The organism is Megasphaera hutchinsoni (assembly GCF_001553405.1).
GTDB classification, from domain to species: domain Bacteria; phylum Bacillota; class Negativicutes; order Veillonellales; family Megasphaeraceae; genus Megasphaera; species Megasphaera hutchinsoni.
The window spans coordinates 104,386-125,082 of sequence record NZ_KQ960953.1; the positions used below are offsets into that span (position 1 = coordinate 104,386).

20 protein-coding genes are annotated in these 20,697 nt (G+C 36.9%); 13 read left to right on the plus strand and 7 right to left on the minus strand.

Translation table 11 applies throughout. From position 1 onward, the window contains the following. Window positions 1–224: 224 nt before the first annotated feature. The 5 genes from HMPREF3182_RS06215 to HMPREF3182_RS06235 all read left to right on the plus strand — a co-directional run bounded on the left by HMPREF3182_RS06215 (window position 225) and on the right by HMPREF3182_RS06235 (window position 5,028). Window positions 225–794: a peptidoglycan-binding protein gene (locus HMPREF3182_RS06215; RefSeq protein ID WP_007393179.1), complete on the plus strand. Its 570-nt coding sequence runs from the start codon at window positions 225–227 to the stop codon at window positions 792–794. 153 nt (window positions 795–947) lie between these two features. Next, window positions 948–2,321, plus strand: a complete 1,374-nt coding sequence (gene glmU, locus HMPREF3182_RS06220; protein ID WP_007393247.1) for a bifunctional UDP-N-acetylglucosamine diphosphorylase/glucosamine-1-phosphate N-acetyltransferase GlmU — start codon at window positions 948–950, stop codon at window positions 2,319–2,321. A gap of 51 nt (window positions 2,322–2,372) precedes the next feature. After that, window positions 2,373–3,338: a ribose-phosphate diphosphokinase gene (locus HMPREF3182_RS06225; RefSeq protein WP_007393201.1), complete on the plus strand. Its 966-nt coding sequence runs from the start codon at window positions 2,373–2,375 to the stop codon at window positions 3,336–3,338. Between the two features lie 18 nt (window positions 3,339–3,356). After that, a complete protein-coding gene (gene pth, locus HMPREF3182_RS06230) occupies window positions 3,357–3,950 on the plus strand; it encodes an aminoacyl-tRNA hydrolase (protein ID WP_007393207.1) in 594 nt (197 codons plus the stop codon). Between the two features lie 97 nt (window positions 3,951–4,047). After that, the gene (locus HMPREF3182_RS06235; protein WP_062486270.1) at window positions 4,048–5,028 is read left to right on the plus strand and encodes an MBL fold metallo-hydrolase; all 981 of its coding nucleotides are present in this window, start codon (window positions 4,048–4,050) and stop codon (window positions 5,026–5,028) included. A gap of 95 nt (window positions 5,029–5,123) precedes the next feature. Here HMPREF3182_RS06235 and HMPREF3182_RS07715 read toward each other — a convergent pair whose 3' ends face one another. Beyond that, window positions 5,124–5,273 carry a hypothetical protein gene (locus tag HMPREF3182_RS07715; protein WP_206445560.1) on the minus strand — a complete coding sequence of 50 codons (150 nt, stop codon included), beginning with the start codon at window positions 5,271–5,273 and terminating at the stop codon, window positions 5,124–5,126. A gap of 482 nt (window positions 5,274–5,755) precedes the next feature. Between HMPREF3182_RS07715 and HMPREF3182_RS06250 the strand changes: the two genes are divergently transcribed. From HMPREF3182_RS06250 to HMPREF3182_RS06265, 5 genes are all read left to right on the plus strand, one after another. Next, the gene (locus tag HMPREF3182_RS06250; RefSeq protein ID WP_062486279.1) at window positions 5,756–6,436 is read left to right on the plus strand and encodes a hypothetical protein; all 681 of its coding nucleotides are present in this window, start codon (window positions 5,756–5,758) and stop codon (window positions 6,434–6,436) included. Then, window positions 6,426–6,695, plus strand: coding sequence for a DUF7675 family protein (locus tag HMPREF3182_RS06255; protein WP_072270835.1), 270 nt, complete (start codon window positions 6,426–6,428; stop codon window positions 6,693–6,695). Before HMPREF3182_RS06250 ends, HMPREF3182_RS06255 begins: the two co-directional genes overlap by 11 nt. Window positions 6,696–6,834: 139 nt before the next feature. Then, window positions 6,835–7,203: a DUF6883 domain-containing protein gene (locus tag HMPREF3182_RS06260; protein ID WP_206445561.1), complete on the plus strand. Its 369-nt coding sequence runs from the start codon at window positions 6,835–6,837 to the stop codon at window positions 7,201–7,203. Next, window positions 7,193–7,366, plus strand: a complete 174-nt coding sequence (locus tag HMPREF3182_RS07580) for a hypothetical protein (protein ID WP_156208851.1) — start codon at window positions 7,193–7,195, stop codon at window positions 7,364–7,366. Before HMPREF3182_RS06260 ends, HMPREF3182_RS07580 begins: the two co-directional genes overlap by 11 nt. A 264-nt stretch (window positions 7,367–7,630) precedes the next feature. Beyond that, window positions 7,631–7,858, plus strand: coding sequence for a hypothetical protein (locus HMPREF3182_RS06265; RefSeq protein ID WP_062486285.1), 228 nt, complete (start codon window positions 7,631–7,633; stop codon window positions 7,856–7,858). Window positions 7,859–8,199: 341 nt separating this feature from the next. Here HMPREF3182_RS06265 and HMPREF3182_RS06270 read toward each other — a convergent pair whose 3' ends face one another. Further along, window positions 8,200–10,089: a carbon starvation CstA family protein gene (locus HMPREF3182_RS06270; protein ID WP_007393199.1), complete on the minus strand. Its 1,890-nt coding sequence runs from the start codon at window positions 10,087–10,089 to the stop codon at window positions 8,200–8,202. Between the two features lie 402 nt (window positions 10,090–10,491). On the opposite strand from HMPREF3182_RS06270, the gene HMPREF3182_RS06275 reads away from it, so the two are divergent. Both HMPREF3182_RS06275 and HMPREF3182_RS06280 read left to right on the plus strand, forming a co-directional pair. After that, window positions 10,492–11,481: a nicotinate-nucleotide--dimethylbenzimidazole phosphoribosyltransferase gene (locus HMPREF3182_RS06275; protein WP_062486288.1), complete on the plus strand. Its 990-nt coding sequence runs from the start codon at window positions 10,492–10,494 to the stop codon at window positions 11,479–11,481. Between the two features lie 48 nt (window positions 11,482–11,529). Beyond that, on the plus strand, window positions 11,530–12,768 hold the full coding sequence (locus tag HMPREF3182_RS06280) for a pyridoxal phosphate-dependent aminotransferase (protein ID WP_007393236.1): 1,239 nt from the start codon (window positions 11,530–11,532) through the stop codon (window positions 12,766–12,768). A 36-nt stretch (window positions 12,769–12,804) separates the two neighbouring features. On the opposite strand, the gene HMPREF3182_RS06285 is transcribed toward HMPREF3182_RS06280, so the two are convergent. From HMPREF3182_RS06285 to HMPREF3182_RS06305, 5 genes are all read right to left on the minus strand, one after another. Continuing rightward, the gene (locus HMPREF3182_RS06285) at window positions 12,805–13,692 is read right to left on the minus strand and encodes a radical SAM protein (RefSeq protein WP_007393353.1); all 888 of its coding nucleotides are present in this window, start codon (window positions 13,690–13,692) and stop codon (window positions 12,805–12,807) included. A gap of 206 nt (window positions 13,693–13,898) precedes the next feature. Further along, entirely contained in the window at window positions 13,899–14,792 is an 894-nt protein-coding gene (locus HMPREF3182_RS06290; RefSeq protein WP_007393320.1) for a DMT family transporter, read from the minus strand. Between the two features lie 149 nt (window positions 14,793–14,941). After that, on the minus strand, window positions 14,942–15,673 hold the full coding sequence (locus HMPREF3182_RS06295; protein ID WP_062486291.1) for a uracil-DNA glycosylase: 732 nt from the start codon (window positions 15,671–15,673) through the stop codon (window positions 14,942–14,944). A 9-nt stretch (window positions 15,674–15,682) separates the two neighbouring features. Beyond that, the gene (locus HMPREF3182_RS06300) at window positions 15,683–17,290 is read right to left on the minus strand and encodes an ArnT family glycosyltransferase (RefSeq protein ID WP_062486293.1); all 1,608 of its coding nucleotides are present in this window, start codon (window positions 17,288–17,290) and stop codon (window positions 15,683–15,685) included. A 10-nt stretch (window positions 17,291–17,300) separates the two neighbouring features. Continuing rightward, a complete protein-coding gene (locus HMPREF3182_RS06305) occupies window positions 17,301–19,436 on the minus strand; it encodes a VTT domain-containing protein (protein ID WP_062486295.1) in 2,136 nt (711 codons plus the stop codon). 387 nt (window positions 19,437–19,823) lie between these two features. Between HMPREF3182_RS06305 and HMPREF3182_RS06310 the strand changes: the two genes are divergently transcribed. Next, entirely contained in the window at window positions 19,824–20,531 is a 708-nt protein-coding gene (locus HMPREF3182_RS06310) for an MgtC/SapB family protein (RefSeq protein ID WP_007393325.1), read from the plus strand. The last annotated feature ends 166 nt before the right edge of the window (window positions 20,532–20,697 follow it).

The following is a 20,697-nucleotide window of genomic DNA, read 5'->3' on the forward strand; positions in this document are numbered from 1 at the left end:
ATAAATAGTACCTGGTCATAAAATAATGCAATAATGATTATATAAATGGCGGATTTATTATATTGAGATGACAAATATAAAGGTATAAAAAATCACAAAAAATGGTGTAAATATGCTAAATTTTGACTTGCTATCTATTTTTTGCTATAATGTATTCATAATTTTTGATACATAAATAAGTATTAAATCAGATATAGCGAGGTGGTTTTTTGAAGAACCGAATCATGTTGTTATTTACTATTGTATGTATATTTGCCTGTTCATCGTTTGCGGAAGCAAATATAGGGATGGGGATGCAAGGTGTGGCAGTACAAAACATACAGAATATGTTGATTAATAAAGGATATTTATCTGATAGAGCTGATGGCGTTTTTGGTCAATTTACACGTGAAGCGGTAGAACGTTTTCAAGCGGAAAATGGATTGGATATTGATGGTATTGTAGGAGAACAAACGTTAGAAGCATTACAAAAGAATAGTGAAAAACAAGGGAAGCAATTAATGCAAAAAATAGTGGGTAAGCGTATATTAAACATGCATGCAACCGCATATTCCGCAGAAGATCCTGGTAATACGGGGATTACTGCAAGAGGACACCGGTTAAAGCGGGGAGTTGTATCGGTAGATCCAACGGTTATTCCATTGGGCACGAAATTATATATTGAAGGATATGGGTATGCCGTGGCAGATGATACGGGCGGTGCAATTGTGGGGAAACGAATTGATTTAGCGATGGATTCCAATCGTGAAGCATTGCGATTTGGTCGGCGCAATGTAGTGGTACATGTGTTGTAGGTCGCTATGGAGTAAGATAAATATAAAGAAGGGGAGTACATTACTCTCCTTCTTTATATTTATCTTTGTGTTTTTAGAAAAAGTATATATTTTATATTCCTTTTGTGTTATCCTAAAAAAGAATAGTTGATAAATTCAGGGAGGCAATACTGAATGGAGAATATAGTAGCATTAATTTTAGCTGCCGGTAAAGGAACGCGTATGCAGTCAAAACTACCGAAGGTGTTACATGCAGTAGGTGGAATTCCTATGGTCGGACAAGTATTACGGACTGTTACACGAGCAGGAATTACTAGAAAAATTGTTGTTATTGGTTTTGGTGGCGATGAGGTTGCGTCATATTTACAAGGAAAAGCTGAAACGGTTATACAAGCACAGCAGTTAGGTACAGGTCATGCTGTATTGCAAGCGGAATCATTATTAAAAAATGAACGGGGAATTTTATTGGTTACTTGTGGAGATACCCCATTAGTACGCCCTGAAACATTTAAGGAATTGATAGCGTATCATCAAAGCATGAAAGCTAGTGCTACCGTATTGACGACTATTATGCCTGATGCAACTGGCTATGGAAGAATTATTCGTAATCAGGAAGAAAAAGTAGTAAAAATCGTAGAACAAAAAGACTGTACTGATGCGGAAAAGAAGGTCCAGGAAGTAAATACAGGTATTTATTGTTTTGATTTAGAAAAACTATGGGGCTTATTACATAATCTTACGAATACGAATGCTCAAGGTGAATATTATTTAACAGATGTTATTTCTTTATTGGTACAAGCAGATCAATGTGTTGCTGCGTATGCTGTTTCTAATTATAGCGAAACGCTCGGGGTTAATTCCCGGGTACAATTAGCTGAAGCGGAACAAATATTACGTATGCGGAAATTACACTCGTTAATGGAAATGGGCGTTACAATTATAGATCCTCATCATACATATGTAGATATGGATGTACAAGTAGGGAAAGATACGATTTTATATCCAGGTACGATATTACAGGGAGACACTACTATTGGTGATGATTGTGTTATTGGCCCTTATACACGGTTAGAAAATGTCCGGATGGGAAATGGCAATCATATACAATTTACGTATGCCCATGATTGCGAAATTAAAAATCATTGTGAGGTAGGCCCATTTGTCCATTTTAGACCACAAACAGTGATCGGCAATCACGTAAAAGTGGGGAATTATATGGAAGTTAAAAACTCTTTTATTGGAGATAATAGTAAATTACCGCATTTAAGTTATATTGGCGATAGTGATGTGGGACAAGGTGTTAATATTGGTTGTGGTACGATTACGGTTAATTTTAATGGTCGAGAAAAACATCGAACGGTCATTAAAGATCATGCCTTTATTGGTTGTAATAGTAATTTAGTTGCACCTGTTCAAGTTGGTGAAAGAGCATTTGTGGCGGCAGGTACGACTGTGACTAAAAATGTACCAGCAGATTCCTTAAGTGTTAGTCGTACGCCACAACGAAATATTGATAAGTGGGTTACTGAACAAACATATAAAAAATAATTGCATGTGTTTGTTTTAGAAAAACTATATTTTCATTCAGGGAGGCTCATTATGGGTAACGAAGACGAAAAAAATTTAAAAATTTTTACAGGCAATGCCAATCCACAATTGGCAAAAGAAATTGCAGCATGTTTACATTTAGAATTAGGAAAGGCCTTTGTAGGTAAATTTAATAATGGAGAAATCCAGGTTATGATTGATGAAAGTGTTCGAGGTAAGGATGTCTTCGTGATTCAACCAACCTGTCAACCTGCCAATGATACATTGATGGAATTGCTTATTATAACGGATGCTTTAAAACGGGCTTCGGCAAAACATATTACGGCCGTGGTTCCTTATTATGGTTATGCACGTCAGGACCGTAAAACACGTGGTAGAGAACCGATTACATCGAAATTAGTAGCGGATTTGATGATTACGGCTGGGATTACCCGTGTTGTAACAATGGATTTACATGCAGGGCAAATACAAGGATTTTTTGATATACCTGTAGATCATTTAGGTTCGGCATCTATTATGGCGAACTATTTGAATAAAAAGGTAGTGGCACATGAATTAGAAAATATAGTGGTTGTTTCTCCAGATTTAGGTGGTGTTACGAGAGCGAGAGATTTGGCTGATCGTTTAAATGCACCTATTGCTATTATTGAGAAACGGCGTCCTCGTCCTGGTGTTTCTGAAGTAATGAATGTTATTGGTGAAATCAAGGGAAAAACGTGTATTATTATTGATGATATTGTAGATACGGCAGGTTCTTTGTGTGGTGGTGCGAAAGCATTGAAAGATATGGGGGCAGAGCGTGTTATTGCAGCTTGTGCACATGCTGTATTAACGGATCCTGCAGTAGATCGGATTAAACAGTCGGTTATTTCTGAATTAATTATTACCAATACGATTCCATTGCCGGAAGAAAAGAAAATTGATAAGATAAAAGTATTATCGGTAGCACCTTTATTAGGGGAGGCTATTACTCGCATTTATAAGGAAGTTTCGGTTAGTGAATTATTTGATGTATAGGGATTGTGAATTGTGTATATGATAGTTGGTCTGGGCAATCCAGGCAAAGAATATGAACAAACTAAACATAATGCAGGATTTATGGTTATTGATGCATTGGCAGCTCGGATGGATAATACGCGTTGGAAATGTGAAATGGAAGCATTAGTGGCAACGACCACCTATGGTGGTGAAAAAGTATTACTGGTTAAACCGCAGACTTATATGAATGATAGTGGACGGGCTGTGCGGGCGTTGCTGCACTGGTATAAAATTGAGGCTGATCATATTTATGTAGTATATGATGATATGGATTTACCAATTGGACGCTTGCGTATTCGTAAAAATGGTAGTGCTGGGGGACATAACGGCATTAAAAGCATATTAGAACAAGGTTGTCATGACTTTATTCGCTTTCGTTTAGGTATAGGGAGACCGTTGCCCCATTGGACAGTAGTAAATCATGTCTTATCTCCTTTTCCATCAGCAACATATACGGTGTTTAAAGATGGGGTTTCCTATGCGGCAGATGCTGTGTTAGGTTGTTTGGAATTAGGAATTGACAAGGGTATGAATCGATTTAATATAAAAAAGAAAGCCAAGGATGCGGTAGTAGAAATAAAATCGGTATGACCGTATTAGTGTAATGCAGGGCAAATAGTCCGTAATAGTATTGCGGACTATTTTGTTGTCTTTGCTGATGGTAAATATGGCATAGGGGGGATGCTATATGATAGAAAAAATGTGTGATTTTCCTGAAATTTATCGCGTAGAGGTTACATTGCCTAATAATCCATTAAAATATTTAAATTCCTATATGATTAAGGGCAAACAGCGGCATTTAGTGATTGATACGGGATTTAATTTGCCTGAATGCCAACGGGATTTGTGTCAAGGTATGCACGAGGTAGGGATTGAATTAGAGCGGACCGATCTTTTTTTGACACATTTACATGCGGATCACACGGGGCTGGTGCATCTTTTTTCGCAAGCGAAATGCCCTATTTATATGCATGGTGATGACTTTGACTTTTTAGTGCAGGCTCAAATTGGTACGATGTGGAAAAAAGCAGAAAATCACTTTATGGAAGAAGGTATGCCTGAAGAAGATATAAAAGTTCAATTCTCTAATTACGCCAGAGCCTATTCACCTAAGGTCGATTTTTTAGCACATTGTGTAGGGAATGGCCAGATGCTATTATTAGCAGATGAATGGTTTCAAGTAATTCACACACCTGGACATACGAAAGGACAATGTTGTTTGTATTTACCGAAGCAGGAAATTTTGTTTACGAGTGATCATATCTTGTTTGACATTACTCCTAATATACAACAATGGGCAAATATGAAAGATGCGTTAGGAAAATATCGGCAGAGTTTGGATTTGATTAAGGATTTACCTGTATCGTTGGCATTACCAGGACATCGTCAATGGCGAAGGTCGATTAAAGAACGTGTCACGGCATTACAGTTGCATCATGACAAGCGCTTGGAAGAAGTTTATCAGATTATTAAGATGCAAGGGGAGATAACGGCTTTTGATATTGCAGGAAGTATGCACTGGTCGATGCGGGGTATGACGTGGGATGTATTTCCCCCTACGCAGAAATGGTTTGCTATGGGAGAAGCATTGGCACACATAGAATATTTATGTTACCGAGGGATTATCAAGCGCGAAGAAGATAAGGGAATTTACTATTATCATTTATAAGAATATTGCTATTTTCCCAAGTAGTTACGCCATTCTATAAAAATTTGTCAAAAATACAATCTAAAAAAATAACGCCGAATGTAACGGCGTCTTTTTTATCCCAAAATTTCATTCAGTTTGATAACGGCATTTTTACGTATTTCCTCACTATAATGAATATACATCTTTTCTACCGTAGCAATTGTATCTTCGAGTAAGCTTGCGATCGTTTTTAAATCAACCTCACGAGTTAATAAGTTAGTCACATAGGTATGTCTAAAATCGTGAGGAATATGACACGGATAAAATTTTTTTATTTTACTAAATTCCACCTTTATATGGGTATAATGATAGTGTAGTAGCTCCTTTGATATAGCTTTAGAAATATAGTGGGGTTGGGGAGATTCGTGGAAGCGGTACCATGAAAAGAAAGAACACAAAAAGAAAGAACGTTTTCAAGCTAAGTGGGAGTAAGTACAAAGCAAGAAAACGTTCTTTCAGGTAGTTTTGAAAATGGGTAAGGCTTATAGGCCTTATTTTCGAACTATATTTATTATAATTGATATGAAGAAAATAATCAAGCGTATCGGGAAAGATTTTTTAAGTATTGTTGTATTATGGATAACAAGTTTAGCTGCTAATGGGCATATAAATACCTTGACTATTATAACCGGCATAGGTGTTATTGGCTATCTTGCATACAAGGTAGGTATTTAAAGAGCAGACAAAAGCGGCTAAAAATGATAGGATGGAAGAGAAGAAAGAAAAAAGCATTAATTATAAATATTTAGAAGAAACATGCAAATTAAATAATGTTAAGTATAAACAAGTAAAAGAATTAAAAAAATCTTTAAGTACTGAAGAAATTGTCAAAAGATTAGGTGGGGGAGATAATACAGCAGGTTCTTGTTCTTCGCTTGCTTTGGCTTATATAGGAAATCGTGGCGGATTTGACGTATTGGATTTTAGAGGCGGTAACAGCAGAAAAGTTTTTGCTTCAAAATTGAATATTGCAAGATTAGATAAACTAAAAGATGTTATAAGTTTTGAAGAAAGAAACACAAACGATTTTAGTGCTTTAAAAAATTTGATAAAAAACGTAAAAAAAGGTAAAGAATATTATTTAGCTACAGGTGGACATGCTGCAATTATAAAAGAAATAGATAAAGGGTTGGAGTATCTGGAATTACAATCACCGGAGACGCAAGGATATCCAATGAACGGGTTTACACCTTTTCGGAAAGCAACATTAAAGGATAGGTTTGGTTGTCAAAAATCACATACTTTTTGTGGACAGAAGATTGAACCTCTTAATATTCTTATAGATGGTGAAAGCTTATCGAAAACCAAAGAGTTTAAAAAACTGATGGGATATATTAATACAGATAAGGATGCACAAATGAAAGGGGATAAAGGCGATGTCAAATGAAGAGTTTTATGAAGACGAAGAATATATATATGCAGTTTGTAAAAATCCTCAATATGAAGATTTTTATAGAAAGAAAAATTCTACGATTTGGCACACTTCAAAGATAGATGCAATTGGAGAAGTTAACATTAGTTTCGATAAAAAAAAGATATATAACTTGTTTAAAGATTATCCGTATAACATGACCAAAGAAGAAATTGAGATACTCAAAAAGGAAGAACCATATTGGGTGAATTTTTTTTCGTGGAGAGTCAAATAAACCGCTTACAAAAGTAGGCGGTTTTTTAGATAAGCAAAGCAAGGACGTAGGCGTGCAGGGCGCGAAAGCATGGGAAGCGGGACGACCGTGGCAAGATGTTTTGTGGAATTACAGTCCTACTGTGATGAAGAGCAGGATTGTGATAAAAGAATTTCAAGAGCCTAAAAAATTGATTATACCTGAAGTGAAATTGTTGAATTATTGCCTTAATAAAGAGGATAAAATAGGTAAAGCTAAAGCGATTGCATTTGAAAAATATTTGGGATATACTAGAGAAAATCAAAAAGAACTCGATAATTTAATTAGAGAAAATATTTTGAAAGCTAAAATTAAAGAACGCCCAGCGGATAAATATGGAAGAACATTTAGTGCTGAATTTTATGTATCGTTTTTAGAGAAAAATAAAATCTTTATGGTTACAGGATGGAAACTGGGTGCAGATGATAAATTTCCACGATTGACATCGGCTTATGTAAAGCCTGAAAAAAGGGGGAAAAATGAAGATTAAAGAATTAGATTGTGTAAAACTAAAAAATGGAAAAGAAGTTGTTATTCTTGAAAGTTCAATTCCAGGGTATTATTTGGTAGAAGATAGCAATGTGGAAGAAGTTGGAACCTTTTCGTATACAATAAAAGAAAGTGACATAGAGAGAGTTACATACATATCATGAGGGTATATTAAAAGTGGGTTAGATAAAATAAATCCTTATAACGGTATAAATACGATAGTAAGAATACCTACAGGTGAAGAAATAGAAATACAGTATCATACGCCTGAAAGCCTAGAAACAAAAGAACAGCAACATAAAATATACGAAGCACAAAGAGAATTAAGCCCGTTTTCAATAGAATATATTGAATTAAAGTATAAATGTTTGATATTGCAAAAGATTTAGAGCCCCCTAAAAATATCGAAAATATAGAGGAGTGACTTTATGAGAGTTAGTTATGTAATCTTAACAAATAAACAAGATTATGGAAAGGTAATAAAGCGAATAATAAAAGACGGGCAGGAATATACAGATGATTATATTTATAACGATGGAGAATGGGAACTTACAGGATGTATGCTGGCTTATACATGGTTTGAGAGTCCCTTATATGAAATGTATGAAGAAATAACTGAAGAAGAAGCAATGAAGCGTATAGCAGAAATGAAATAAAACCACTACGAAAATAGAGTAGTGGTTTTTTAGTGGAGCGGAGATGGCGAAGCGTATCATTTTGGAGTAGTATGAGTTTGGTCTTTGGTGGACACTTGTTGAAGTCTTGGTGGAGACTTTCTAAATTTTGTGTACAGACGGATCCGCGTGAGATATTTTAGGAAAGCGTAGGATAAATAGGGGAAACCACGGGATAACATAACGCGATTCCATGATAAAATAGGCCGATTCCGTGACAAAATGACTGGAAAACGTGACAAAGCGGCTGTAATATAAAAAAACAAGGGCTGTATACATACAGCCCTTGTTTTTTGTTTAGCTAGACTCGGTTATACTTGTGATTAGTCTATATTTAAGGTTAGTTCTTTGAAACGTCTTGCTTTTTTCGCTTCTTCTGTATCTTGAGCTAGTAATTCTTTTAAGAGTTTTAATTCGCTTTCTTCTTCCGTTTTAGTGGTAGCGTAACTTGCAGGAACTGTTTTGCTTAAATAGAAACATTTTTTGATAGAAGCAATGCTTACGATAATAACTAATATTGCCATAATAGCAGATACGGCAAAGAGGAGATATTCTCCTTTTGGAAGATAGATGTTAAACATATTTAAGCAATCTGCCCAGAAGATAACGACTGTTAAGAATGCCCAAGGAAGTGCAGTTACCCAAACGTAGCGGGCTTTTCCTAAACTGCAAATGACAACAGAAGAAATAGATAGGGTAATAATAGCTAATAATTGATTGGAAACACCAAAAATAGGCCAAATGGTTGAGAGGTTTCCTTGTAAAACAATATATCCCCATGCACCAGAGATGAGAGCCGATGCGATGACGCTTCCGGTAGTCCAATTTGTATCGCCAAATTTTGGCCAAACACGACCGATTAATTCTTGTACCATATATCTGCCTACACGTGTACCCGCATCAATAATTGTCATGATGAAGAGTGCTTCAAACATGATACAGAAGTGATACCAATAATTCATTAAGTGTTCAAGACCAGGAATCCGCGAGAAAATATGTGCCATTCCTACTGCTAAGGATACGGCACCACCAGGACGATGGGCGACATTTTCTCCAACCATAGCGGATAATTGAGGTAAGTCAACGACATTTAATCCTAAGACTGAGAAATTAGCTGCGGTAGAGTTAATTGCAAAATAGTCATTAGGAACTAACGAACAGGCTGCAATTAATGCCATCATACCAACAAAGGATTCCGTTAACATGGCACCATAGCCTACGGGTAAAATAGAACGTTCATTCATCAACATTTTAGGGGTAGTTCCCGTTGAAATCATGCAATGGAATCCAGATACGGCCCCACATGCAATGGTGATAAAAATATATGGTAATACGGGACCTGTAATAACGGGACCACCACCTGCAATAAATTGTGTGATTGCGGGCATTTGAATGGCAGGGCCAACAACGATGATGCCAAGAGCTAATGCACCGATAGTACCGATTTTCATATAAGTTGATAAATAGTCGCGAGGAGCTAATAATAACCATACGGGTAAAGCGGCAGCAATAAATCCATAAATGATCAATGCAACGCCGATTCCGTGAGCACTAATTGTGAAAATAGGAGCCAATACAGGTGAAGCAGCAACATAGGGACCAGTCACAACAGCTAATAATGTTAAGGCAACGCCAATGATAGTCGCTTCTTGAATTTTTCCGGGGCGAAGAAATTGTAAATATATACCGATAAAAATAGCAATTGGAATGGTCATTCCGATAGTAAAGGTTCCCCAAGGACTATCATGCAATGCATTGACGATAACTACAGCCATTCCGGCCATAGCTAAGACATTTAGAAATAGCACAGCAAATGAAGTAGCAAGACCCACTTGATTGCCTAGTTGTGCTTTTGCTATTTCGGCAATAGATTTTCCATCATACCGCATGGAACAGAATAAAATAACCATGTCATGTACGGCACCAGCTAATACACCGCCAATAAGGATCCATAAAGCACCTGGTAGATAACCGAATTGGGCCGCGATAACTGGACCGACGAGAGGACCAGCACCAGCAATTGCCGCAAAATGATGCCCGAATACGACGTATTTGTTAGTGGGAACATAGTCGTGACCATCCTCAAAACGAAAGGCGGGCGTGACTTTGTATTGATTGACCGTTAGAACTTTAGCGGCGATAAAAGCACCATAAAAACGGTATCCCAATACGAGTACTAAGGCTGAAATAATAACAAGATATAACCCGTTCATAAAAAAGACCTCCTTTTATAATAAATGAAAATATATTTTGCATGCATATTAATAATAAATATCAAAATATACTTTCTTATCATACATATTATAGGGTAAAAACATACTTGTATCAATGAAATAATAATTTAAAATAAACATATGATATGACGGATTTTGCATAACCGACGGATATATTATGACTTATTACCATTTTGCACTTAATTTGAAAAAATAAAATACGTTTAGGAAATATAAAAAACGATATAAATAAAAGTATATATATACTTTTTCTTAGAACTGTCATAGTATTTATGTACATGTTAAAAATGTATACAATATACGAGTAAAAAAATATAATTCAGGAATTTCCTTTGTGTTATAATAAAAGCATTGATTAGGAATTACTTGAGGGGGCTTAATATGGACTCAGAATTAATTCAATTGGTACAAGGGATAGAACCTATAGATCAGCAACAACAGGAACAGTATTTTCAGAAACTATATGCACGATATGGAAATACTGAACCCGCAATACTTATGGGTGCAGCGAAATTATTATCCCTAAGTAAAGAGGAGGTATTACAGCCGTTAAAAAAAGCAATACTTATTTTTGCAGCGGATCATGCAGTAGATGGCTTGGAAAATAAAACACACGGAAAATGGAGCCGGAATATGGCGGAAGAAATCGCTAAAGGTAAAAGTGCGATTAATTCGGCGGCACACCGTATAGGAGCGGGTGTACTTTTATTGGAACTGGGGATGGAACAGCCGATTGTTGAATATACGGGTGTGCAAGATTTACAAGTTATGAAGGGGAGTCATTTTTGGGAATGTCGAGATGCGATGTCGCAGCAAGAAATGATGGATGCACTTTATAGTGGGATACAGCTTGCCTTTGCTTTGTATCAAGAAGGATATCATGCAATTGGGTTAGGAAATTTAGGAGAACGGGCGATGATAACGGCTTTGGTTTTAACTACGGCATATTGTAAGTCTCGTTTTAGACAACATAATTTTTCTAAGCAGGGAGCACAAGTAACGTCTTTACTGCAGCATCTGGAAGAGAAAAATATTTCTATAAGGGATCCCTTATTAACATTACAAAAGGTAGGTGCACCAGATATAGCGGCTATGATAGGTGTAATTTTAGGGGCAGCCTATAATCGAATGTGCGTGACATTTGATAATGCGGTCACAGGTGCTGCTGTACTGATGGCACAGTGTATTTGCTCTGCTTGTAAAGAATATTTGTTTACAGTAGTACAATATGATGAACCCGTCCATCAGATGCAGATGAACGTATTGGGGTATTCGCCTTTTTTAAAAACTGATTTTTATGACGGTATGGGCATGGGATCTGTTTTGGGATTGTCTGTATTAGATGCGGCACAAAAATTGGTATTAACATAAGAAAGATAAGACAAAGTAAACAGATACTACATGATGGGAGCTGGAATAATGGCAATGGTTATGGCGGTGGAAAGTAGAAAGGGAAAAAAACTGCAGGATAAAGTATTTAGCGTTGGTCGAGCAGCACAAGAGGCGATAGATTTATATGGCGAGGAACAAGTGGTAAATGCGACCGTTGGGTGTTATGGTGATGAATCAGGAACATTGGGGTGTTTACCCCTTGTTGAAAAAATATATCGTCAATTACCAATACATGATTTTATTGCGTATGCACCACCGCTAGGGTTAGATGCATATAGACAGATGGTTATTGAAGAAGTATTTGAGGCACATCGACCAGATGCCTATTGTGACGCTATTGCTACGGCTGGTGGAACGGGTGCCATTCATATTGCGATTATGAATTATTCGGAAATAGGGGATGCTGTGTTGGTTACAGACTGGCATTGGGGTGTATATGGTAGTTTGTGCCAAGAAGTAGAGCGAAAATTGCAAACGTTTTCGTTATTTGATGCAAAAGGGGCGTTTAATATTGTCGCTTTTACTGCAGGGGTTGATTCGTTATTAGAAAAGCAAGATTCGCTCCTTATTATTTTAAATACGCCAGCACACAATCCGACGGGATATTCTCTTTCTTATGAAGAATGGCAACAAGTATTGGAGGTTTGCCAGCAGGCGGAGAAAAAGGGGAAAAAGATTAGTATCGTTGTAGATATTGCGTATATTGCTTATGCAGGAGAAAAAAATGAAGTTCGTCATTTCATGGAGTTATTTAGTCATCTTCCAGAACATCTTTTTATAATGGTTGCTTTTAGTATGTCGAAGGGGTATACCTTATATGGACAGCGGACAGGCGCATTAGTGGGGATATCGTCATCTCGTGCGGTAATAGATGAATTTATTGAATTGGGAAAATATTCTGCCCGTACGGCTTGGTCTAATGTCAATCGGGCAGCAATGACTTTATTGACTACCGTTCGGCAAGATAAAGTACTTTGTCGGCAAATAGAAGTAGAACGGATGCAAATTTTTCAACAAATTATGAAGCGGGCAGCTATTTTTACGCAAGAAGCAGAGCAATGTCGGTTGGCGATTATTCCTTATCAAGCAGGCTTTTTTATTTCTGTACCAACGACACAGGCAGATGTGATTTGTCAACGGTTGCAACAGAAATGTATTTTTACTTTACCCGTAACAGGCGGAATACGATTAGGTGTTTGTTCTATTCCAGAACGCAAAATGAAAGGGTTAGCAAAAATCATGCAAGAAACAATAGAAGAAATTTAATAAAAAAACGCGTTATATATATAACGCGTTTTTTTATTAAAAATTACCATTATCATTCAACAGGGGATGAACATCATCGGCTTGTGGAATAAAGGATTCTAAGTCAAGAAGCATATTTTCTTTATCTTTGGGTAATGTCCCCTTGACGGGAAATAAGTTAGACACATGGTTACTGCGGAAAATACAGACATTTTGCACATCGATATTATGGATAATAAGCTCTAATTCCTCTAAAAAGCCACGCGCTGTTAGAGGAGTAAAGGTTCCAGCCATAGTTTCTTTATACAGGGGAGAACCGTAGGGAATGATAAGGGATAAAGCACTTAACATGGTGGGTTGAATGGCTGAAATGACAGCAGCTGTATGTAGGGCATGTTCGCGACTGCGTTCTTGTCCTCCTAAGCCTAATAAAATCATGGTGGATAGTTTCATTCCTGCTTGTAATGCTTTTTGTCCAGCTGAGATAGTGCGTTCTGCTGTAGTTCCTTTATGGACATGGCGTAACACTGTATCATCACCACTTTCTATGCCCATATATAGAATATCCAATCCAGCTTCTTTTAAAGCACGCAATTCTTCAAGGGATTTTCTATTTAGGTCATTTGGTGTAGCATAAGCACCTATGCGAGTTACATTGGGAAAAGAATCATGGCATTTTTTTAAAATATGGAGTAAATTTTCTGTAGGTAGTACTAAGGCATCGCCATCTGCCAAAAAGATGCGGCGGATAAAAGGCATGGCAAGTGCACCGCGTTCTATAATACCATCTATTTCTTCTAAAGAACGAATGCGATACGTAGATTCTTTATACATAGAACAAAAGGTACACTGATTATGCGAACAGCCGATAGTTACACGTAAAATGAAACTACGGGCTTCACTGGGGGGCCTAAAGACAAGGCCACCTGCATCATCAATGATCATAAAAAGACCTCCTTTATACTAGTAACTTTAAAGTATATATGCTATTATACACGGTTTTTATAATTTGTGTTACTAACTTTTTGTTATACGTACTATGCTAAAATATGCATAGCTAATATTCCTGATTACGATAATCAATAACAATAAAACCACCTCTTTATTATAGTGAAATAAAGTGGTGGTTTTATTATGGTGGTATCTCGTCATTATTCTGATTTTAACATGACGATGAAGACAGTAGAAATAATGAATAGATAACCTAATAATTCGATATAACCAAAGGTGGTTTGAAGCCAAAAAGCAGAAATGATAGAGGCTACTAGTGGTTCGAGTGTACCAATTAAGGTGCCTTTTAATGGACCGATATCACAGACGCCTTGGATAAAAAAGGAAAAAGAAATGACCGTTCCGACAAAGATAATGAAAGCTACGGCTAGCCAACCTGTTATGTCTAATAAGGGAAAGGTGTTCCATAATTTGAGACTAAAGGTAAGCAAAGAGCCACCAAAAATCATCGCAAGGGCATTTACGGACATAGCACCCCACTGGGCAGATAAGCCTTGTGATAGGGTTGGGTAAATAACTGCTCCGACAGCCGCTGCAATGCCCCAAAAAAGACCTTTAGGAGAGATGATCATAGCATGGGGCGTACCATTGGTAGAGGCGAGATAAACACCAACGACAGCTAAAAATATGGCTAATAATTCTCGATTGGGGGGACGTTTGCGAAAGCGAATAGCCAGATAAATCGAAAGGAGTACTACACAAAGCGTTTGTAGGATTGTTGCCGTGCCAGCATTGGAAAATTTTATACAGGAAAGATAGGCGTACTGACACAGAATTAACCCGAAGATTGTCATGATGATAATTTTACGAATACTGATGATGTCGTGAAGCATCATATTTATTTGAGTATGTTTTTTGGGCAAGTTTAAAAAGAGTAATAAAAAGCCAGTGCAAAGCATACGAATGGCAGAAAGCCAAGCCGGATCTACCGTATAATGCATGAAAAGAAATTGGCTCATCGCACCGTTCATTCCCCATGTAACAGCACCGATGACACAACAGATAATTCCTCGCTTAAAATGATTTTGTGTCATAGTAAACCTCCCTTGGCAACGACATAAGGATATAAGACTGTTAGAACACCCCGTATTTTTATATGGATAGGGTATTTTTTTAGTATACCGCACACTAGAAGGGAAAGCAATGTATTATTACAGGTCTATATACGCTCGAAGATAGAAATTCAGCAAGTTTTGGTTAGGGAATAAGTGTCTGTACAATGAGGGGGTGCGGTTATCCAGGAAGCAAATTGTTGGCGAAATAAAGTTGCACCACCATTGGCAGGATGGCGCATGGTAACGCAATTAATTTTGGCGTTAGCTAAGGTCATCGCTGCTTTTTTTCCAATTGCACCAATATGCGGGGGACGTTGAAATAAAGTAAGCAATTTTTGAGTAAATATAAGGCCTTGTTGTAACTCTTTGTCTGTAGGAGTGCGATTGGAAAAAAGATTTTTTTTATGAGGATGAAAGGGGAAGATATTCCAAAGCACAACGTTAAAGGGCGATAGCTTATGTGTGAGGAGGGCGTTCCACACATATGTGTCTGTGGGTTCATTCATACCTTTATCTCGTTGCATTTGGTTAGTGATATAAGGGCAATCTATGCGGCTAGTTCGTTGAGGTGAGATTGATAAAATGTGAACAGGTTTAATTTGTGGATGATAGTGTAAAAGCATGCGTTCACAAGTAAGGGGGATGCCTGAAAAATGACATCCTTGGTACCCAGCGGCTTCTGCAATGAGAAGATAGGATGCATGAGGCAAGCGTAGCTCTAAATAGTTTTGTAATTGTCGTTGTCTTATTTTAACGGCAGTGCAGTTAATATCCGAGATGGGATCATAATCTCGCCAAGGGTTAAAGGTGCCTACTTGATGATAGAGAGATAAGTCTTGTATGAAGGATGTAATATTCATGATATTCTCCTAATTTGTTACATATATAGAATAATTATGTATCGTTTTTTTTAGGTAAACATGCGGATAAAGTGTTGATTGTTGAAAATCTTTTAGGTTTTTTTTATGGACAATACATACTATTTTTTCACCTTGTTGGATGCGAGATAGCACATGTAATTCTTTTTCTTTAGGATAGAGATATTTTTTATTCCAAACCGCATGGACCGAGGAAGTGGGAGGGTTGTCCGTCGTGATTAAGGTACTTATTTCGTCAGTATAATACACAAAGGAAGTCTGATAGTTATGGTAAAAATAGACACGATGGCGTGGTATTAAATCAGATATGGATTGGAGGGTATTGGTGGAGCGATATGTGTAGTAGGGAGCTAATACTTGAAAGGTCAGGGTGATATAGGTACATAGCATCAAGAGTGTGATTAATGTAGGAATAGCAGGATACGCTTTTTTATAATGAGCTATGCAGAGGATAAATATAGCTGCTAATAAAAAAAGTGCGAATGGGAGTAAGGATGGTAGGGTGAAATCCTTTGGTGTATAGATAACACTCACGATAGCTAATATCAGCCAATATATGATAGGTGGAAGGATGAGGAGATAGCTTATTTTTTTTCCACCGGTTGACAGCCATGAGTATATTGTAGAGGCACCGTAATATAATAAAGGCATTATGGCAATATAGGAATAGGTTGGATATTTGGTGGCCATACAAGAATAAAATAGGATAGTTCCGATCCACCAAATAGACATGAAGATAAACTCATCGTCTTTTTTTCGTTGCTTAAACCAACCATATAAGGATATACCCGTCCAAGGAAGAAGTGTTAAGGGTAATAATAGTAGATAATAGTACCATACATTGCTTTCGGGATGCTCTGATACGGTAGCACGTGTAATATTATTTAATAAAAAAAAGCCCTCGATGAAGTTATGACGGTGTAATACATACATCGGTGCATACCAAGATAAAACGCAAACTAAAAATAGGGCGATTCCTTGCCATGGAAATAAACGTTTAAAATAAGTTATATTTTTCCGCATTAGGCAAAATAAAAATAAAAATAAACCAGGTAATAGAAAACCGACAGGTCCTTTGGTTAAGACAGCACCAGCCGACATAATGTATGCTACGATTATATATTTCTTTTTATTTTCTGTAAGGCCTATATAGGCAAAGAGCAACGTGGCGGTAGTAAAGAAAAATAAAGGTTGGTCTGTTACGACGGAGTGTCCGATAGCCCAAAATTCTAAGGATGTCGCTAACATCGCCGCCATTATTAATGCATGTAGCCAATGCTGGGAACGATATAGTATATACCATGTTACCAAGATAATGGTGGCGGTACTGAAGAGGGCACTCGGAAAGCGTGCGGCAAAATCGGTTATGCCGAAAAGAGCATAAGAGATATACAGTAGCCAATAGATAAAAATGGGTTTATCATACCAATAAATTCCATAAATTTGAGGCGAAATAAAATTATGATGTGATAACATTTCTTTTGCTGTTAATGCATAATTAGATTCTACTGGATCGGTAATAGGTAATACCCAGTTGCCTATGCTAAAAAAGCATAGGCAAAAAAGGGCTAATAAAATAAATCGATAGCGAATATTCATTATAATCTCCTTAGTGATTAGTTAATAAAATTTGTGTTTCTGTTTCCATTACGACAGAGAGTGGTGCAAAAAGTTTTTTGTTATGAGTATAGGTGGTTTTTCGCATAATCACATAGATGGAGTTGGTTGTTGTTTTGATTTTTGCAAGGTCTAACTCTTGTGGTGATACCCAACTTTTTCCATAATAGCCACTATAAAAAGCTATGCCTGGGCGTAGAAATTTTTCAATGTAGAGTGTATCCGTTGGCGATAGACGTTGTTTTATGCTAGTTGCCATTTTTGTAGACGTTAAGGTCGGTGAAATTTGTGGTAAAAATACAGCGGAAGAAAGGAGCGATATAACAAGCATACCTAAGGGAATGATTGCATAGGCTGCTTGTATTTTTTTGGTGTGCCACCATAAGGAAGCTGGGATTATACAAAGCATACATAATGAAATGGAAAGGGTATAGACGAAAGGTCTATATATGACATCACTTCCATGTAGGGGGATTGCATATAAGCCCAGACAAAGGAGTCCTAGCACATAGGAAGAAAAGATAGTAATTAACGATCTTTTTTTCTCTTCATAACAGCGATATAAAAACCAGCCTATAAGAAATGCTGTGGGTGGAAACATGGGGGCGATATAAGAAATTAATTGGGTCTTGGATAAGGAGAAAAAGACAAAGATAAAGGTACTCCAAATGAAACAAAACCATAACGCATCGGTATAGGTATCTTTTTTACGAAAGAAACGAATAAGTGCGGGAACATATGCGGTTATCCATGGAATTAAGGATAGTATTAGCACGGGAATGAAGAAAAAAATACTATTTCGGCCTGGATGTTCAGGTGCGGTAAAACGAATGATATTGTGATACCCAATAAAGGTTTGAATAAATTCCGTACCATGCACTTGATACATGAGAATATACCAAGGTAAACCGACAATGAAAGCACATAGAATTCCTTGAGGAATTTTTAAGGTAGATAATAAATTCCATTTGCGACGAATCATGATATAACATAGCATAATAAGCGCAGGAAAGGCATAGCCAACGGGTCCTTTTGCGAGTAAGGCTAAACCACAAAAAATATAGCCACGATAATATTTTTTGGTATAAAAGGAAAGCAGAGCTATTGTTAAGGTAAAAATAAGCGTCATATCGGTAATGGCGGCTTTGCCTATGTACCAAAAGCCGAATGAACTAGTCAAGATAAGGGCACTAATATAGGCAATAGAAGAATTAAACATTGATTTTCCATAGTGATAAACCGCTTGTATGGTTATGATAGCAAGAATCGCAGAAGGAAGGCGTGATGAATAATCGGAAATCCCAAAAAGTTGATAGGAAATCATTTCCAACCAGTAAAATAAGGGCGGTTTATCATACCAGACATGTCCAAAGATGCGAGGTGATAGCCAGTCATGAGCAACCAACATTTCTCTTGCTGTTTCGCCATAGACCGGTTCGTCCGGATCGGTTAAGGGAAAAGCACCTAGGAAAGGAAGTAATAATAAACAACTGAAGATAAGTAGGGATAGTTCATAACGATGGGCATATAAAAATGCTTGAATGTTTTTTTTGCCAATGTGTTTGCATATAAAAAATAAGATAAGGCATAAGGCGATAATACCGATGCCGATAATTAATATATGATTATATTTAATTAAATCTTGCCAGTGAGAACCGAGGATACATCCTGCCCAAACGAGTAATAGCGTCCAAGGAATGGTACCGATGATTGAATAGAGAATAAATTTTACAAAGGGATAACGTGCTACACCCGCAGGGAAAGAAATAAATGTACGTATACCAGGGAGACATCGTCCAATAATAATTGCGATTCCACCATATTTAGTGAACAATTGTTCGGCATAATTAAATTTTTTTTCATTGAATAAAATATATTTTCCATATTTGCGTAAAAGCGGACGTCCGCCATAGGCACCTAACCAGTAACTGATAATTGAGCCAAAAATGCCGCCGCAGCAAGCAATAAAAAATGCAGGCCAAAAGGAAAAGACTTGTTGGGAAATCAAAAAGCCCGAAAATCCTAAAATAACTTCACTAGGAATAGGGATATTGGCATTTTCTGCTGCCATTGCCCAAAATAAAGCAATATATCCATATAACTCCATAAGGTGTAATAAGGTATTCAAAATAAGCACTCCTATCTCTTGATATAAAAGCTGTTAATGCATGATTATAATACCATAGTTCATGCACAGAGGGAAAATAAATTTGTTGCATTTGATATATCTTTTTTTACTATTGAAACAATAGTTAATATGATATAAAGATACGGTTGGATGGTGGTTGTATAAAATGTGTATTTTTCTGAATCATGGGGTTCAAGTAAGTAGGAAAAACTACTTATAGTGTACAAAAGAAATGACAAAAAGAAAACGGATATACGGTATATAAGGGGAGATACTTTTGGTGGAAATAGAAAGGTACAGCATTTCCTATTTCTGATTTACTATACAAGCATAACACATATGGTATAATAACATATACATTATGTGGAGAAGATAGGGGGTAATTAAATGGTTACCACAGAAGAAAGTATTATTCGTTTAATTGTTGCCTTGGTATTAGGTGCATTTATTGGATACGAACGCCAGGCACAGAATAAGTCGGCTGGGTTACGTACGCATACGCTTGTTTGTGTAGGTGCTTGTTTGTGCATGATTGTATCGATTAATGTTGCCATGGGCTATTATTTTGGTTATGGTTATCACAATTCAGATCCAGGACGAATTGCCGCACAGGTTATATCGGGCGTCGGCTTTTTGGGAGCTGGTACGATTGTGGCGAATCAAAAAGCTGGGAATGTCCAGGGATTAACGACTGCGGCTACGGTTTGGGTAGTTGCTGCGATTGGGCTGGTCGTTGGTGCGGGTTATTTGATTACGGCTATTACGGCAACGATATTAATTTTTTTAGTGCTTACGGCTTTTGTGCGGTTAGATACTATTTTGAGTAAACGTTATCGTAAATATTATAAACTTCATATAAAAATGAAAAATACCGTAGGGCAATCTCGTCGCTTATCTTCGTTTTTATCATCTGAAAATATGCAAGTGGAATTTTTCCGCTCCATTTCAGAAGAAGAAGCCCCCATCTCTGAACTTGTTCTTTTTATTTCTTGTCATGGATTTATTAAAGAAAATGAAATTATTACTAAATTACTTGCACTAAAAGGAATTTCGATGGCTGAAATAGAACGGAAAGAACAACTCAAGGATGAATAAGTATAACTTGACTTGACAGGGAAGCATAAAGTTGTTATCATAAACAAGCATTCTAATAGCAATTTTAACTGTTGTTATGATGAGGCAAATGGTTGACATGATTGGATTTATATAGTAATATGAATATCGTCGTGCGGAAGTAGCTCAGTGGTAGAGCACCACCTTG

Coding starts and splice junctions, on each gene's coding strand:
- HMPREF3182_RS06295 (WP_062486291.1), bottom strand. CDS start 15,673: ATGAATATTACATCCTTCATACAAGACTTATCTCTCTATCATCAAGTA.
- HMPREF3182_RS06285 (WP_007393353.1), bottom strand. CDS start 13,692: ATGATCATTGATGATGCAGGTGGCCTTGTCTTTAGGCCCCCCAGTGAA.
- HMPREF3182_RS06280 (WP_007393236.1), top strand. CDS start 11,530: ATGGCAATGGTTATGGCGGTGGAAAGTAGAAAGGGAAAAAAACTGCAG.
- HMPREF3182_RS07580 (WP_156208851.1), top strand. CDS start 7,193: ATGAAGATTAAAGAATTAGATTGTGTAAAACTAAAAAATGGAAAAGAA.
- HMPREF3182_RS06300 (WP_062486293.1), bottom strand. CDS start 17,290: ATGAATATTCGCTATCGATTTATTTTATTAGCCCTTTTTTGCCTATGC.
- glmU (WP_007393247.1), top strand. CDS start 948: ATGGAGAATATAGTAGCATTAATTTTAGCTGCCGGTAAAGGAACGCGT.
- HMPREF3182_RS06215 (WP_007393179.1), top strand. CDS start 225: ATGTTGTTATTTACTATTGTATGTATATTTGCCTGTTCATCGTTTGCG.
- HMPREF3182_RS06250 (WP_062486279.1), top strand. CDS start 5,756: ATGGAAGAGAAGAAAGAAAAAAGCATTAATTATAAATATTTAGAAGAA.
- HMPREF3182_RS06270 (WP_007393199.1), bottom strand. CDS start 10,089: ATGAACGGGTTATATCTTGTTATTATTTCAGCCTTAGTACTCGTATTG.
- HMPREF3182_RS06235 (WP_062486270.1), top strand. CDS start 4,048: ATGATAGAAAAAATGTGTGATTTTCCTGAAATTTATCGCGTAGAGGTT.
- HMPREF3182_RS06310 (WP_007393325.1), top strand. CDS start 19,824: ATGGTTACCACAGAAGAAAGTATTATTCGTTTAATTGTTGCCTTGGTA.
- HMPREF3182_RS06265 (WP_062486285.1), top strand. CDS start 7,631: ATGAGAGTTAGTTATGTAATCTTAACAAATAAACAAGATTATGGAAAG.
- HMPREF3182_RS06225 (WP_007393201.1), top strand. CDS start 2,373: ATGGGTAACGAAGACGAAAAAAATTTAAAAATTTTTACAGGCAATGCC.
- HMPREF3182_RS06255 (WP_072270835.1), top strand. CDS start 6,426: ATGTCAAATGAAGAGTTTTATGAAGACGAAGAATATATATATGCAGTT.
- pth (WP_007393207.1), top strand. CDS start 3,357: ATGATAGTTGGTCTGGGCAATCCAGGCAAAGAATATGAACAAACTAAA.
- HMPREF3182_RS06275 (WP_062486288.1), top strand. CDS start 10,492: ATGGACTCAGAATTAATTCAATTGGTACAAGGGATAGAACCTATAGAT.
- HMPREF3182_RS06290 (WP_007393320.1), bottom strand. CDS start 14,792: ATGACACAAAATCATTTTAAGCGAGGAATTATCTGTTGTGTCATCGGT.